Annotated in this window: 11 protein-coding genes; 7 read left to right on the top strand and 4 right to left on the bottom strand. The window is 58.6% G+C overall.

Going from position 1 to position 15,360, the window contains the following annotated elements; translation table 11 throughout:
- Positions 1–224: 224 nt before the first annotated feature.
- The 4 genes from MME58_RS21765 to MME58_RS21750 form a co-directional block, all read right to left on the bottom strand.
- On the bottom strand, positions 225–1,847 hold the full coding sequence (locus MME58_RS21765; protein WP_054988551.1) for an ABC transporter substrate-binding protein: 1,623 nt from the start codon (positions 1,845–1,847) through the stop codon (positions 225–227).
- A 269-nt stretch (positions 1,848–2,116) separates the two neighbouring features.
- On the bottom strand, positions 2,117–3,718 hold the full coding sequence (locus MME58_RS21760; protein WP_054988552.1) for an ABC transporter substrate-binding protein: 1,602 nt from the start codon (positions 3,716–3,718) through the stop codon (positions 2,117–2,119).
- Positions 3,719–3,814: 96 nt separating this feature from the next.
- Positions 3,815–5,341 carry an HET-C-related protein gene (locus tag MME58_RS21755; protein WP_055006681.1) on the bottom strand — a complete coding sequence of 509 codons (1,527 nt, stop codon included), beginning with the start codon at positions 5,339–5,341 and terminating at the stop codon, positions 3,815–3,817.
- Positions 5,342–5,547: 206 nt separating this feature from the next.
- Positions 5,548–6,261 carry an SIMPL domain-containing protein gene (locus tag MME58_RS21750; RefSeq protein WP_054988554.1) on the bottom strand — a complete coding sequence of 238 codons (714 nt, stop codon included), beginning with the start codon at positions 6,259–6,261 and terminating at the stop codon, positions 5,548–5,550.
- Between the two features lie 192 nt (positions 6,262–6,453).
- On the opposite strand from MME58_RS21750, the gene MME58_RS21745 reads away from it, so the two are divergent.
- The 7 genes from MME58_RS21745 (at position 6,454) to garD (ending at position 15,269) form a co-directional block, all read left to right on the top strand.
- On the top strand, positions 6,454–7,713 hold the full coding sequence (locus tag MME58_RS21745; protein WP_054988555.1) for an ATP-binding protein: 1,260 nt from the start codon (positions 6,454–6,456) through the stop codon (positions 7,711–7,713).
- Positions 7,710–8,273: a response regulator transcription factor gene (locus MME58_RS21740; RefSeq protein WP_003395104.1), complete on the top strand. Its 564-nt coding sequence runs from the start codon at positions 7,710–7,712 to the stop codon at positions 8,271–8,273. The genes MME58_RS21745 and MME58_RS21740 overlap by 4 nt, the downstream gene beginning before the upstream one ends.
- An 89-nt stretch (positions 8,274–8,362) precedes the next feature.
- On the top strand, positions 8,363–10,096 hold the full coding sequence (locus tag MME58_RS21735; RefSeq protein ID WP_055006682.1) for an ABC transporter ATP-binding protein/permease: 1,734 nt from the start codon (positions 8,363–8,365) through the stop codon (positions 10,094–10,096).
- A 99-nt stretch (positions 10,097–10,195) separates the two neighbouring features.
- On the top strand, positions 10,196–10,945 hold the full coding sequence (locus tag MME58_RS21730; protein WP_002555183.1) for a FadR/GntR family transcriptional regulator: 750 nt from the start codon (positions 10,196–10,198) through the stop codon (positions 10,943–10,945).
- 296 nt (positions 10,946–11,241) lie between these two features.
- Complete coding sequence (gene kdgD, locus MME58_RS21725) at positions 11,242–12,153, top strand: 5-dehydro-4-deoxyglucarate dehydratase (RefSeq protein WP_054988557.1); 912 nt, start codon at positions 11,242–11,244, stop codon at positions 12,151–12,153.
- 165 nt (positions 12,154–12,318) lie between these two features.
- Positions 12,319–13,716, top strand: coding sequence for an MFS transporter (locus MME58_RS21720; RefSeq protein ID WP_055006683.1), 1,398 nt, complete (start codon positions 12,319–12,321; stop codon positions 13,714–13,716).
- Positions 13,716–15,269: a galactarate dehydratase gene (gene garD, locus MME58_RS21715; RefSeq protein ID WP_055006684.1), complete on the top strand. Its 1,554-nt coding sequence runs from the start codon at positions 13,716–13,718 to the stop codon at positions 15,267–15,269. The genes MME58_RS21720 and garD overlap by 1 nt, the downstream gene beginning before the upstream one ends.
- Positions 15,270–15,360 lie beyond the last annotated feature (91 nt).

Genomic DNA, 15,360 nt, shown 5'->3' with positions numbered 1-15,360 from the left:
GCGAAGGCCACTAAGCGGCCAGCGTCCTGCCGATTGCCGCAATCTTTTGACGTTAAATCGCCAAGATCGCGCGGTATATAGGCTCGCAGGCAGCAAAGTGCGTAGGAAATATCTTAGTGATAGTCGAGGAGTGCCGATAACGACACTTTTCACCCAACCCGCTCGGGGCTCATATTCAAGTAGAGCAGGAAGCTGCGCCGGGTGAGCGGCGCAGCATGCCGCTGTTACTTCACGCTCACACCGTAAAAGGAGTTCAAGCCAAACGGGCTGATCTTGAAGTCCTGTACGCTGGTGCGCATGGGTTGATAGACAGTCGAGTGCGCGATAGGGGTCATCGGCACTGCGTCTTTCAGGAGGTGTTGCGCCTGTTTGTACAGTTCGGTGCGCTTGGCCTGGTCAGATGTTTCCTTGGCCTGATGGATCAGCGTGTCGAACGGCTTGTCGCACCATTTGGCAAAGTTGTTGCCATTCAGTGCGTCGCAGCCGAACAGGGTGCCGAGCCAGTTGTCCGGGTCACCGTTGTCGCCGCTCCAGCCAATCAGCATGGCACCGTTCTCGCCATTCTTGGCACGCTTGATGTACTCGCCCCATTCGTAGCTGACGATTTTGGCGTTGATACCGATCTTCTTCCAGTCGGACTGGAGCATTTCGGCCATCAATTTGGCGTTGGGGTTGTAAGGACGCTGAACCGGCATCGCCCACAGGGTGATTTCGGTGCCTTCCTTGATACCGGCTTCCTTGAGCAGCTCGCGAGCTTTCTCGGGATCGTACTTGGTGTCCTTGATGGTGGTGTCATAGGACCACTGGGTCGGCGGCATGGCGTTGACGGCCAATTGACCTGCACCCTGATAAACCGAGTCGATGATCTGCTGCTTGTTGACCGCCATGTCCAGCGCCTGACGTACTTTCAACTGGGCCAGCGGATTCGGGCGGTCTTCACCCTTGATCTTGTCCATCACGTTGTAGGCGATGTAGCCCAGGTTGAAGCCAGCCTGGTCAGGCATCTTCAGATTCTTGTCGGCCTTGAGCGGTTCAAGGTCGGCAGGGCGCGGGTAAGCGGTGATCTGGCATTCGTTTTTCTTGAGCTTCTGCATGCGCACCGACGCGTCGGTGGTGATGGCGAAGATCAGGTTATCGACCTTGACGTCCTCAGGCTTCCAGTAATCCTTGTTGCCGGTGTAACGGATATTGGAGTCTTTCTGATAGCTCTTGAACACGAACGGGCCGGTGCCGATCGGCTGCTGGTTGATCAGTTCCGGTTTGCCTTCCTTGAGCAGCTTGGCGGCATATTCAGCGGACTGGATCGATGCGAAGCTCATGGCCATGTTCTGGATGAATGCGGCGTCGACTTTGCCAAGTACGAATTTAACGGTGTGGTCGTCGATCTTTTCGATTTTGGTGATATTGGTGTCCATCGCCATATCGGTGAAGTACGGGAATTCGGTCGGATACGCTTTGCGGTAAGGCATGTCCTTGTCGATCATGCGATTGAACGTGAACAACACGTCATCGGCATTGAATTCACGGGTGGGCTTGAAGTAGGACGTTGTGTGGAACTTGACGCCTTCACGAAGGTGGAAGGTATACGTCAGGCCGTCTTCGGAGATGTCCCACTTGGTTGCCAGGCCCGGCACAACGGCGGTGCCGCCGCGTTCGAACTGGCTCAAGCGGTTGAAAATGGTTTCTGCTGAGGCGTCGAAGTCAGTACCTGTGGTGTATTGACCTGGATCGAAGCCGGCAGGGCTGCCCTCGGAGCAGAACACCAGATTCGAAGCCGCGTGAGCGAAAGGAGCACTGGCGAGCAGGCTGGCGCCGACCAGGAACGGAATGACCGCGTGTTTGAGCATGGTTGCCTCAGTTGTTGTCATTTTTGAGTAGAGGAACGACCTCGTGAGCCGATCCGTCCGATACTTATGCAGGGGCCATACCCAAAGCAAGGCGATGACGCCAAAGAAGCGACAAAGAGTGGCACGATCGTACAGGAATGTCGCGAAAGTGTAATTTTCTACACAGTTGATCGTTTGCGCGAGGTTTTTTGAATGGTTTAGCGCACCGTTAAAGCGCAACCGGGTGAGAAAAATGCACCCGGTTGGGGCTGCAGGCTGTTACCGGCTCATCACTTGCTCAGGCTTACGCCGTAAAAGGGTGTCAGGCCAAAGGGGCTGATCCTGAAATCCTGAACTTCCTGGCGCATCGGCTGAAACACCTTCGAGTTGGCAATGGGGGTAATCGGCACCTGCTGCTTGAGAATGTGCTGGGCCTGCTGATAGAGCTTGATGCGTTCGTCACGGTTGCTGGTCAGTTTGGCCTGCTGCACCAGCTTGTCGTAGGCCGGATCGCACCATTTAGCGTAGTTGCTGCCTTTGACGGCTGCACAGCTATACAGCACACCGAGCCAGTTGTCGGGGTCGCCATTGTCACCGGTCCAGCCATAGATCATCGCGTCATGCTCGCCTGCCTTGGCGCGCTTGATGTATTCGCCCCACTCATAACTGACGATATTGGCCTTGATGCCGATTTTTTCCCAGTCGGACTGGATCATCTGTGCCGACATACGCGCGTTGGGGTTCGACGCGCGCTGGACGGTCATGGCCCACAGGTCGATTTTCGTACCTGGCGCTACGCCCGCTTCCTTGAGCAGTTGTCTGGCCTTGGTCAGGTCGTGAGGGGCGTCCTTGATTGTCGGGTCGTAGCTCCACTGACCCGGCGGCAGGGCATTTTCGGCCAGTTGACCGGCACTCTGGTAAACCGCTTTGATAATCGCCGGTTTGTCGATGGCCATGTCCAGCGCCTGACGGACCTTGAGCTTGTCCAGCGGCGCATGGGTAACATTGTAGGCGAGGAAGCCGAGGTTGAAGCCCGGCTGGCTGAGGACCTTCAGCTTCGGGTCCTTCTTCATTTCTTCGATATCCTGCGGACGCGGGTAGCCGCTGACCTGGCATTCGCCAGCCTTGAGCTTCTGCATGCGCACGGCAGCATCGCTGCTGATCGAGAAGATCAGATTGTCGATCTTCACGTCCTCCGGCTTCCAGTAGTCGGTGTTGCCGACGTAACGGATCTGCGAGTCTTTCTGGTAACGCTTGAAGATGAACGGGCCAGTGCCGATCGGCTTCTGGTTCAATTCCTCGGCCTTGCCTTCCTTGAGCAACTGATCGGCGTACTCGGCAGACTGGACGGAGGCAAAGCTCATGGCCAGGTTCTGCACGAACGCAGCGTCGATGTTGTTCAGTGTGAACCTGACGGTTTGCGCATCGACTTTTTCGACGCTCTTGATCGTTGTATTCAGGCCCATGTCAGTGAAATAGGGCGACTCGGACGGATACGCCTTGCGGAACGGGTGGTTGGCGTCGAGCAGGCGATTGAATGTGAACAGTACGTCATCAGCGTTGAACGTGCGGGTCGGGGTGAAATAGTCCGTCGTGTGGAACTTCACGCCTTCGCGCAGATGGAACGTGTAGGTCAGACCATCCGGCGAAACGTCCCAGCTAGTGGCCAGGCCCGGCTCCACTTCCGTGCCGCCCCGCTTGAACTGGGTCAAACGGTTGAAGACGGTTTCGGCCGAGGCATCGAAGTCGGTGCCGCTGGTGTATTGGCTGGGGTCAAAACCGGCCGGGCTGGCTTCCGAGCAATACACCAGGGTGCTGGCCGCCTGGGCCAATGGTGCGCAGGCCAGCAGCGCGGTGGTCAGCAGCAGCGGTTTGAAGAGTGTGTGTCCCATGGATCCCTCGCGTGGTACGGCAGTAACCGTGCTTGAAAGTCGACAGTCAGGTAGACAACGGATAGTGCCGTACTTGGTCAGGGTGGGACAATACGCTTACTTGCCGGTAATCCTTGCCCACAAGTCTGCCAACGAGACACTTTCGAAAAATATGTCCAGAAAGTCACCGCCTGCAAGGCTGAAACGCTGCAGATCCTTTTTTGTGCTGTGCTGCAATTGGTTCTGAAACTGGTCCAGCTCGCTCTTGAGCGCCGCACGCTCGACCTGTTCCGGGTTGGCCTCGGCCCATTGACGGACAATCGTGTCCTGCCAGTCGCGGTCCATCGGGTGAGCAAAGAACGTCGCGGCGATGTGGGCCGGATCTTCGGCACCTCCCTTGCCGTGCCACTGGTCCAGAACGGCCTGACCCACCTGCAGGACTGCCTCTCTGGCGAGCATTGCGGCGAGCGCATGAAGAGGGTGTTGTGCATGATCCTTGGCCAGTTGCGAGTGTGACGGGTCAGTCGAGCCACTGGTGTTTGGATCTTCGTCGAACAGGGTTTGCAGGTCGTCGATGCTGTTGCCGAGCCACACGGCAAGGCTCTGCATGACGATACCGAAAGCGTTGCCAAGCAATCGCCCCGGCGTACCGATGAATGCATAGAAATGCTCTACCTGTTCGGAGAACGGCAGACTGGCCCATTGGTCGCGCGCTTCAAGGAAGGTCTCGTAACCTGAAAGCAATCGCTCATCGGGGTGCTCGCCGAGGATGATCTGCATAATCTGGTCGCGCTCGTAACGCTCTCCAGCCTTGAATGCTTCGAACGGCTTTTCGTCTGTCGAAAAAAGAATCCTGCCTAGCGGCTCTGCGAGGCTGGCGATGATATCGCTGCCGCCGAACGTACCTGTCACCAATGGCAGCCGGTGCTTGCAGTCTGCTTCGGACGTCCAGGGCAGAACGCGGGTATGGCCGAGCTTGATCAGGCTCAGTTCGGCGAAATTGGAGTGGGCGAAGAGGTCCTCCAGGATATGCAGCGCCGCACCCATGTCACGCAGGCCATCAGTGGATTCGGGGCCTTTGTTCACCGCTGACTGCAGACCTGCAGCCATGATCCCGACCGAGCGCTGAATGTAGCGTTTCATCGACGTGTCATGGTCTACCTGTAAAGTCGGGTCGTCGGGTAGCACCCAGTTATCAAAGTCGGCGTCTCGCAGTTTCGGGTTGTCTGGTTTGGGGGCAACGGTTTTAGGATTGTCGATGTGTTCAGCGGGACGGTAGACACCTAGCCGCTCTGGCGTTACGACGAAGCGCGCGCGGTCTGTTTTCATCAGGTCGGTGAATTCCTTCACAGCCAGCACGTCAACCAGTCGGGTCAGGGCGTCGCGGGACAGCAGGTCGGGGAAGCTTTTCGGCATGCTCGTCGCCCTGACTATCTTCGGATCGAGTAGTTGCGAATAGTCGCGCAGCCAGTTGCCATAATAGATCGCGCGGATTTCGTCAGGTCTGAAACCGGCCGCTTCGAGAACAGTCTCGATAGCACCATGAGTCTGTCTGTGTTCGTCGCCGTCCCCGGCTTCAAATTTCAAAGGGGCAGCAAGCGGTTCGCTGTTGTTCTTGCGCTGATTGACGACGGTGGGATTCATCCTTGATTCCTTGGTAATAAAGACGGGCTGGTCGCGGTTCTGAGCCACTGCGGCTTTGTTCAACGGGGGGGACAAGTTTCGCGGGGTGCCAGGCTGCCGACAATCAGGCGAAGCCTCGGCGAAGGTAGGAGATTACCGGAGCGAAGGGGAGATCAAGGATTGGACAGGGTGGAAAGTGGCGGCAGTCGAAACTGCCGCCATTCCATTCAGGGGATCGCGATTTCAATCACACCATCGGCGGCGACGCTCACCTGGCTGGTGCCCGCTTCGACATCAGGTGTCGGTGCGGCGTCTTCACGCGAGGACTTGGCCATCATCATCACCGGTGCGCGCAGATAAGGCTGCGGGTAGCCTGAGGTGTTCAGGTTCAGGTTAACCAGCTTGTAACTCGTGCCACCCAGCGCCTCGGTAACCAGTTGCGCGCGGGCCTTGAACGCGGTTACGGCGTCCTTGAGCAACGTGTCTTCACTGGCTTTGCGGGTCGAGGGCGAAATGGAGAAGTCCATGCCGCCCATCTTCAGATCTGTCAGCAGTTCGCCGGTCAGCCTGGACAGGACGGCAAAGTCGGCACTTTCCAGACGCAGTTCGGCGCGCTCACGCCAGCCGGTGATTTTCTGACCTTTATCGTCGTAGACCGGATAGCTGTTGCGGCTGCCCTGACGAATCTTCACATCCTTGACCTGCCGCGCCTGGCCCAGCGCCTTGTTCAGGGTTTCAGTGATCTGCGCCGCCAGTTTGGCCGGATCGCTGTCCTGCGCTTCGGTGTACAACGTGACAAGCATCAGGTCGCGCTGGACCTCCTGATTGACCTCGGCACGCAATGAAATCTGGTTGTAGCGGGCTTCTTCAGCCATGACCGGCAGGCTGGACAGTGCAGCGGCCAACGCGACGAATGTGGCAGCAGGGCGAAGATTGAACATGGGAGCTCCTTGTTATAAAACGGCCTTCGACAAGTGTCGGACGGCGCAAAGCTTTCAGACTGTAGCGGTTTGGCCCGGTTCCTGCGATGACGGACTGTTCCGGTGTGCGGTGCGTTGACGCACTTTTCCAGTTTTGCCTCTCGCTTGGTTATACTTGCTGCGATCCGCCTGGAGCACTCATCAGGAGAGCTCATGCTCGCCCCCGTTCAAATGCTTTCAGCCACACGGCAAAACCTGTGGCGCCTGACATTCATCCGCATTCTGGTACTGGCCGCGCAAGCGGGCTCGGTAGGGATGGCCTGGCTGTTCGATTTTCTGCCGCTGCCGTGGCTGCAACTGTCGATCACCCTGGGCTGTTCGCTGGTGCTGTGCGGGCTGACCGTCATCCGTCTGCGCACGTCTTTGCCGCTCACCGAACTCGAGTATGCGCTGCAACTGGCGCTGGATCTGCTGATCCACAGTGCTTTGCTGTATTACTCGGGCGGCTCGGCCAACCCGTTCGTTTCTTATTATCTGGTGCCGCTGACCATTGCCGCCGCCACGCTGCCGTGGCGTTACTCACTGATTTTGTCCGGCTTCGCGCTGACCATGTACACCTTGCTGATGGTGCGCTCGTATCCGCTGGAAACCGACTCCATCGCCCGGGAAAACATGCAGGTCTACGGCATGTGGCTGAGCTTTGCGCTGGCTGCGGCAGTCATTACCTTCTTTGCTGCGAAGATGGCCGAAGAGCTGCGTCGTCAGGAGCAACTGCGTGCCGAGCGTCGCGAAGAGGGCTTGCGTGATCAGCAATTGCTCGCCGTTGCGACCCAGGCCGCCGGTGCCGCCCACGAACTGGGTACACCGCTGGCAACCATGAGTGTGCTGCTCAAGGAAATGCGCCAGGATCACAGTGACCCGGCATTGCAGGACGACCTGTCGGTGCTGCAGGAACAGGTCAAGCAGTGCAAACAGACCCTTCAGCAACTGGTCAGGGCGGCAGAGGCCAATCGGCGCATGGCCGTGGAGCATCAGACTGCCACGCGCTGGCTGGACGAATCCCTCAACCGCTGGCATTTGATGCGTCCGGAAGTGAGCTATCGCTTCTACCAGTTGGGCAAGGGCGAGGTGCCCATGCTGGCTCCACCTCCGGACCTGACCCAGGCGCTGCTCAACCTGCTCAATAATGCTGCCGACGCCTGTCCCGATGGCCTTGAAGTCAACCTGAACTGGGACAGCACAGAAGTCTGGATCAGTATTCGCGACCACGGCGCAGGTGTGCCGCTGGCAATCGCCGAGCAGATAGGCAAACCGTTCTTTACTACCAAGGGCAAGGGCTTCGGCCTGGGTCTGTTCCTGAGCAAGGCCAGCGTTACCCGTGCGGGTGGTTCGGTAAAGCTCTACAGTCATGAAGAAGGCGGTACGCTCACCGAGTTGCGCCTGCCCCGAGACACGCGAGGAGAAGAAGCATGAGTGACGATGACATCCAGGTTGAAGGCGAAGAACTGCCGCACCTGTTGCTGGTCGATGACGACGCGACGTTCACCCGTGTAATGGCGAGGGCCATGAGCCGTCGCGGTTTTCGCGTGAGCACCGCCGGCTCTGCCGAAGAAGGCTTGGCGCTGGCGCAACAGGACATTCCTGAATACGCCGCGCTTGACCTGAAAATGGACGGCGACTCAGGGTTGGTGCTGTTGCCCAAGCTGCTGGAAATGGACCCGGACATGCGCGTGGTGATCCTTACCGGTTATTCGAGCATTGCCACCGCAGTCGAAGCCATCAAGCGTGGCGCGTGCAACTACCTGTGCAAACCGGCCGATGCCGATGATGTGCTGGCGGCGCTGCTGTCCGAGCACGCCAACCTCGACACGCTGGTCCCCGAGAACCCGATGTCGGTGGATCGCTTGCAGTGGGAGCACATCCAGCGTGTGCTGACCGAGCATGAGGGCAACATTTCCGCTACCGCGCGGGCGCTGGGCATGCATCGCCGGACCCTGCAGCGCAAGTTGCAGAAGCGCCCCGTGCGGCGTTGATGAAGGTTTTTTCATAGTGGTCGTGTAGGCGTTTTTTTGCTTCATTGTGCTCAGGCATCGTACTTTCAAAGAGAGCGAGCCTGACCCACATGAATCGCAATGCTGAATATTCTGCCGTCAACGATACTGTGAAAGGGGCGTTTTTACGCCGCGTCTGGAAGCTGATAACGCCGTATTGGCGCAGTGAAGAAAAGACCATTGCCTGGCTGTTGCTGGTTTCGGTGATCGCGCTGTCGCTGTTCAGCGTGCAGGTGTCGGTGTTCTTCAACAGCTGGTACCGAGATTTTTACAACGCCCTGCAGAACAAGGATCTCGCTGCGTTCACCCACCTGATCCTGTATTTCAGCGGCATAGCGGCGATTGCCATTCTGGCGGCGGTCTATCGCCTGTACCTGACCCAACTGCTGACCATCCGCTGGCGTCGCTGGCTGACCGAGCAGCACTTTGCCCGCTGGCTCTCTGACAAGAATTACTACCACCTGGAGCAGGGCGGTTATACCGATAACCCGGACCAGCGTCTGTCCGAAGACCTCAACGAGTTCACTACCAGCACCCTCAGCCTGGGGCTCGGTCTGATGAGTTCGGTCGTCAGCCTGGTATCGTTTTCGGTCATTCTCTGGGGCGTGTCGGGCAGTATCGAGCTGTTCGGGATCACGGTCCCCGGTTATATGTTCTGGGCGGCCATGCTCTATGCAGTGACAGGCAGCCTGTTGACTCACTGGATCGGCAAGCGGCTGATCCCGCTGAACAACCAGCAGGAACGTTTTGAGGCGGACCTGCGTTTTGCCTTGGTGCGCGTGCGCGAGAACGCAGAGAGCATTGCCTTGTCCGAGGGCGAGCGCAATGAAAACCAGCGCCTCAGCGGACGCTTCATGATGATCTGGAATAATTTCCGGGCCTCGATGAAAGTCCAGAAGCGACTGACCTTCTTCACGTCGGGCTATTCACAGATTGCCCTGATCTTTCCCTTCATCGTGGCTGCGCCACGGTATTTCGCCGGCAAGATCGAGTTGGGTGATCTGATGCAGGTCAATTCGGCATTCGGCAATGTGCAGGAGAACTTCAGCTGGTTCATCAGCGCCTACAGCACGCTGGCGTCCTGGCGAGCCACGTGTGACCGTCTGTTGAGTTTCCGTCAGGCCATGACCGATCGCGAGGCATTGCAACCTGCCATCGAAAGGGTTCACGCCGACGACACGCTGGATCTGCGTAATCTGGGCCTGAGCATTGCCGGAGGACGTCAATTGTTGAGCGATGCCAGTCTGCATATCGACCGGGGAGAGCGGGTGATGCTGAGCGGTCGCTCGGGCAGTGGCAAAAGCTCGTTGCTGAGAGCCTTGGGCGGTCTCTGGTCACATGGCTCGGGCCAGATCCGCCTGCCCGGCACGACGGCGCTGTTCCTGCCGCAACGGCCTTACTTGCCCATCGGCACCTTGCGTGAAGCAATGAGTTACCCACAGCCTGCGCAGCATTACCCGGCAGAGCGCTTTGCAGAGGTACTGAATCAGTGCCGTCTGGAACATTTGATACCGCGACTGGATGAAAGCAATCACTGGCAACGCTTCCTGTCGCCCGGTGAGCAGCAGCGGGTAGCGTTTGCTCGCGCCTTGCTGGTCGCGCCGAGCTGGCTGTATATGGACGAAGCCACGTCAGCCATGGACGAAGATGACGAGGCGGCAATGCACCGTGCAATCATCGACGGGCTGCCAGGTCTGACGCTGGTCAGTATCGGGCACCGCAGCAGCCTCAAACGCTTTCATGGCCGGCATGTGCGTGTCGAGGGCGGAAAACTGATCGAGCAACCGGCATCTTCAGCGATTTAAGGTTGCCGCTGTAGAGTAGGGTGGCGCTTTTGAGGGTGTGATCATACAACCGCTGAGCTATGATTAGCCCATGTTTAGCAGTCCAGAGATCAATGTTGGATGGAAAATCAAAGCGCTCCGCCCCGCGCCCGTAGAAAACACCGCAGCCTCGCGCAGGAGCTGGTGACTGAGCTGTCCGAGCGTATTCGCAGCGGTCAGCTCAAGCGTGGCGACAAACTGCCCACCGAGTCCGCAATCATGGAAGAGCAGGGCGTCAGCCGGACGGTAGTGCGCGAGGCGATTTCGCGTCTTCAAGCCTCCGGTCTGGTCGAGACCCGCCACGGGATCGGCACCTTCGTTCTCGATACACCAAGCCCCAGTGGCTTCCGGATTGACCCGGCCACTATTGTCACTCTGCGTGATGTGCTGGCCATTCTCGAGTTGCGGATCAGCCTGGAAGTCGAGTCGGCAGGGCTGGCAGCCCAGCGCCGCAGTGACGAGCAACTGGCGGCGATGCGCTCGGCGCTGGACGCGCTCAATGAAAGTGCAGCACACGCAACGGATGCAGTGGCGTCGGACTTCCAGTTCCATCTGCAGATCGCACTGTCGACCGGCAACCGCTACTTCACGGACATCATGACTCACCTGGGCACCAGCATCATCCCGCGTACACGTCTGAACTCGGCGCGTCTGGCCCACGATGATCAGCAGCATTACATGGACCGACTGAGCCGCGAGCATGAAGAAATCTTCGACGCCATTGCCCGCCAGGATTCCGATGCGGCACGTGCCGCCATGCGCCTGCACCTGACCAACAGCCGCGAACGCCTGCGCCATGCGCATGAAGAGGCTGAATCGCAGCGGGCTTGACGTTAAAAAAGCAGCCGCAGAGCGTCCGGAACGGCGTGCCCACGCTGGAGCGTGGGCGCGATGGGTGTTTCCCTGACATCTGTCGTTCCTCACGCTCCAGCGCGGGAATGCCTTTCGTGACGCTCCGCGTCACAAATCCATGCCGCAGCGCAAGTCAAAACCTGACTCCCTCCTTTCCCTCTGAAAAAACCCGAAATCCCTGTTGAGTGATTTTATTATCAGTTGTACGATGACTTACGACATCGGCACTGACCCGGTGATCCTCTAACAATTATGTCCTCCAGGGTGTTCGAATAATGAATCCACAAGAACTGAAGTCCATCCTCTCATCCGGTCTGCTGTCCTTCCCGGTTACCGATTTCAACGCTCAGGGCGACTTCCATCGCGCGGGCTACATCAAGCGTCTTGAGTGGCTGGCTCCCTATGGTGCCAGCGCTCTGTTTGCCGCGGGCGGCACAGGTGAGTTCTTCTCCCTCGCAGCCAGTGAATACTCCGAAATCATCAAGACTGCCGTCGACACTTGCGCCACCAGCGTGCCAATCCTGGCCGGTGTAGGCGGCCCGACTCGTCAGGCCATCGAGTACGCTCAGGAAGCCGAGCGCCTGGGCGCCAAAGGTCTGCTGCTGCTGCCGCACTACCTGACCGAAGCCAGCCAGGACGGTGTTGCCGCGCACGTTGAAGCGGTGTGCAAATCGGTCAAGATCGGTGTGGTTGTTTACAACCGTAACGTCTGCCGCCTGACGCCAACCCTGCTGGAACAACTGGCCGAGCGTTGCCCGAACCTGATCGGTTACAAGGACGGGCTGGGTGATATCGAGCTGATGGTTTCGATCCGCCGCCGCCTCGGCGACCGTTTCTCGTACCTGGGCGGCCTGCCGACTGCCGAGGTCTACGCCGCTGCCTACAAAGCGCTGGGTGTGCCGGTTTACTCGTCTGCGGTGTTCAACTTCGTGCCCAAACTGGCGATGGACTTCTACCACGCCATTGCCCGTGACGATCACGAGGCCGTCGGCAAGTACATCGACGATTTCTTCCTGCCTTACCTGGACATCCGCAACCGCAAAGCCGGTTACGCCGTGAGCATCGTCAAGGCGGGCGCAAAAATTGCCGGTTACGACGCAGGCCCGGTGCGTGCGCCATTGACCGACCTGACGCCGGACGAGTGCGACATGCTCGCCGCGTTGATGGACAAGCAAGGCAAGCAGTAACACTTTCGAAGACGCAACCGCTGAGCGATCAGCGGTTTCGCCGTTGGAACGCATGACCCTCACAGGTGGGAGCTGTTGTCGCCGCGACACTTCCAAGGGGCCTGTGACGCTTCACCCAAAAAACAGCTTTACCCGCGTAAAAAAATAATCAGTGGGAGCTCTACCATGCAAAAGTCCAAGCCGACGCACGTCCGCTATTTGATTCTGTTGATGCTGTTTCTGGTCACCACGATCAACTACGCCGACCGTGCCACCATCGCTATCGCTGGTTCCAGCATCCAGAAAGACCTCGGCATCACTCCGGTCACTCTGGGCTATATCTTTTCCGCATTTGGCTGGGCCTACGTGGCCGGTCAGATTCCCGGTGGCTGGCTGCTCGACCGTTTCGGGTCGAAAAAAGTTTACGCCATGAGCATTTTCACCTGGTCGCTGTTCACCCTGCTGCAAGGCTACGTAGGGGAGTTCGGGATTTCCACGGCAATCGTCGCGCTGTTCATGCTGCGCTTTCTGGTCGGTCTGGCCGAAGCGCCTTCTTTCCCGGGCAACGCCCGTATCGTCGCCGCCTGGTTTCCCACCGCTGAACGCGGCACGGCCTCGGCAATCTTCAACTCGGCGCAATATTTCGCCACCGTTCTGTTCGCTCCGCTGATGGGCTGGATTGTCTACACCTACGGCTGGCAGCACGTGTTCGTGGTCATGGGCGCAGTCGGTATTGTGTTCTCCATGATCTGGATGAAGGTCATCTACGGTCCACGCAATCACCCGATGATCAATGAGGCCGAGTTCGAGCACATCTCCAGCAATGGTGCGCTGGTCGACCTGGATCAGGACAAGGGTAAAGGCAAGGAAAAAGCCGCCAGCAGCGGACCGAAGTGGGATTACATCCGCCAGTTGCTGACCAACCGCATGATGCTGGGTATCTACCTCAGCCAATACTGCATCAACGGCATCACCTACTTCTTCCTGACCTGGTTCCCGGTGTACCTGGTTCAGGAACGCGGCATGACCATCCTCAAGGCGGGCATCATCGCCTCGTTACCGGCTATCTGTGGCTTCATTGGCGGCGTATTGGGCGGAGTCATTTCCGACTACTTGCTGCGCAAGGGCCACTCTCTGACCTTCGCCCGCAAGGCGCCGATCATCGGTGGCCTGCTGCTGTCCACCTCGATCGTGACCTGCAACTACGTCGACATCGAATGGGTGGTGGTGGGCTTCATGGCCCTGGCCTTCTTCGGCAAAGGCGTCGGTGCACTGGGCTGGGCTGTGATGTCCGATGTTTCGCCCAAGCAGATTGCCGGTTTGAGCGGTGGTCTGTTCAACACCTTCGGTAACATTGCATCGATCACCACTCCGATCGTGATTGGTTACATCATCAGCAGCACCGGCTCGTTCAAATGGGCACTGGTGTTCGTGGGCGCCAACGCGCTGCTGGCGGTGATCAGTTACATTTTCATCGTGGGTGAAATCAAGCGTGTGGAATTGAAAGAGCCGCCTGCCAAAGGGGCCATTGCTGAACGACTCGGTCAGCGACCTTTCCGAAGCAAAATCCTGAGGAAACCGTGATGAACCTGATTCAACATGCCGATTCGCCGCGCTATATCCGGCTGCATCCGCTGGATAACGTCGTGGTCGTGGTCAACGACCAGGGTGTGCCGGCCGGAACCGAATTCGATAACGGCCTGGTCACTGTCGATAACGTCCCGCAGAGCCACAAGGTCAGCACCGTCGACCTGGCAGTGGGCGAGGCCGTGATTCGCTACGGCCACACCATTGGCTATGCACTGCAACCGATACCACGTGGCAGTTGGGTCAGGGAAGACCAGTTGCGCATGCCGTCGGCACCTGCGCTGGACAGCCTGCCGATGTCCGACGCGGTGCCCGAGAAACAGGCACCGCTGGAGGGTTACACCTTCGAGGGCTACCGCAACGCCGACGGTACTGTGGGCACCCGCAATATTCTGGGCATCACCACCACGGTGCAGTGTGTGACCGGCGTGCTTGACCATGCGGTCAAGCGCATCCGGGACGAGCTGTTGCCCAAGTACCCGAACGTCGATGACGTCGTGGCCCTGACCCACAGCTACGGCTGCGGCGTAGCCATTACGGCCACCGATGCCTATATCCCGATTCGTACTGTGCGCAATCTGGCGCGCAACCCGAACCTGGGCGGTGAAGCGCTGGTGATCAGCCTGGGGTGCGAGAAATTGCAGGCCGGGCAGGTCATGCACGAAGGTGACAGCTCGGTGGACCTGAGCGAGCCTTGGTTGTACAGGCTTCAGGACTCCAGTCACGGCTTCAACGAAATGATCGAGCAGATCATGGAGCTGGCCGAGACGCGCCTGCAGAAGCTGAATCTGCGGCGTCGCGAAACAGTCCCGGCGTCGGAGCTGATTCTTGGCATGCAGTGCGGCGGCAGTGATGCGTTTTCCGGCATCACCGCCAACCCTGCACTGGGTTACGCCTCTGACCTGCTGTTGCGTGCCGGTGCGACGGTGATGTTTTCCGAAGTGACCGAAGTGCGCGATGCCATCTATCTGTTGACCTCCCGCGCGCAGGATCAGGAGGTTGCACAGGCACTGGTGCGGGAAATGGACTGGTACGACCGCTATCTTGCCAAAGGCGAGGCCGATCGCAGCGCCAACACCACGCCGGGCAACAAGAAAGGCGGGCTGTCGAATATTGTCGAGAAGTCTCTGGGTTCGATCGTCAAGTCGGGCAGCAGCGCCATCAATGGCGTGCTCGGTCCTGGTGAGCGGGTCAATGGCAAGGGGCTGATCTTCTGCGCCACGCCAGCCAGTGATTTTGTCTGCGGTACGTTGCAACTGGCCGCTGGTATGAACCTGCACGTGTTCACCACCGGACGCGGCACGCCGTACGGTCTGGCGATGGCCCCGGTGGTGAAGGTCTCGACCCGCACCGAGCTGGCTCAGCGCTGGCCCGACCTGATCGACATAGATGCCGGGCGCATCGCAACCGGACGCGCAAGTATCGAGGACCTGGGCTGGGAGCTTTTCCACTTTTATCTGGATGTGGCCAGCGGCAAGAAAAAGACCTGGACCGAGCATTACCGGCTGCACAACGACATCACCCTGTTCAACCCGGCACCGATTACCTGACAAGGTGTGATGCAGAGGGTTGCGCGTTGCTATCCTCTGGACGCTCTGCTTGCGATCTCGAACATGACGCGCAATCGGAAAGATTCTCTGA

This window comes from Pseudomonas syringae pv. tagetis (assembly GCF_022557255.1).
In the GTDB taxonomy this organism is placed as follows: Bacteria; Pseudomonadota; Gammaproteobacteria; order Pseudomonadales; family Pseudomonadaceae; genus Aquipseudomonas; species Aquipseudomonas caricapapayae.
The sequence above is the reverse complement of the archived record's forward strand: the minus strand, read 5'-3'. Positions and strand labels throughout refer to the sequence as shown.

Bases quoted from the DNA above. Each gene is read 5' to 3' on its own strand.
- MME58_RS21765 (WP_054988551.1), bottom strand. From the start codon at position 1,847: ATGCTCAAACACGCGGTCATTCCGTTCCTGGTCGGCGCCAGCCTGCTC.
- MME58_RS21760 (WP_054988552.1), bottom strand. From the start codon at position 3,718: ATGGGACACACACTCTTCAAACCGCTGCTGCTGACCACCGCGCTGCTG.
- MME58_RS21755 (WP_055006681.1), bottom strand. From the start codon at position 5,341: ATGAATCCCACCGTCGTCAATCAGCGCAAGAACAACAGCGAACCGCTT.
- MME58_RS21750 (WP_054988554.1), bottom strand. From the start codon at position 6,261: ATGTTCAATCTTCGCCCTGCTGCCACATTCGTCGCGTTGGCCGCTGCA.
- MME58_RS21745 (WP_054988555.1), top strand. From the start codon at position 6,454: ATGCTCGCCCCCGTTCAAATGCTTTCAGCCACACGGCAAAACCTGTGG.
- MME58_RS21740 (WP_003395104.1), top strand. From the start codon at position 7,710: ATGAGTGACGATGACATCCAGGTTGAAGGCGAAGAACTGCCGCACCTG.
- MME58_RS21735 (WP_055006682.1), top strand. From the start codon at position 8,363: ATGAATCGCAATGCTGAATATTCTGCCGTCAACGATACTGTGAAAGGG.
- MME58_RS21730 (WP_002555183.1), top strand. From the start codon at position 10,196: ATGGAAAATCAAAGCGCTCCGCCCCGCGCCCGTAGAAAACACCGCAGC.
- kdgD (WP_054988557.1), top strand. From the start codon at position 11,242: ATGAATCCACAAGAACTGAAGTCCATCCTCTCATCCGGTCTGCTGTCC.
- MME58_RS21720 (WP_055006683.1), top strand. From the start codon at position 12,319: ATGCAAAAGTCCAAGCCGACGCACGTCCGCTATTTGATTCTGTTGATG.
- garD (WP_055006684.1), top strand. From the start codon at position 13,716: ATGAACCTGATTCAACATGCCGATTCGCCGCGCTATATCCGGCTGCAT.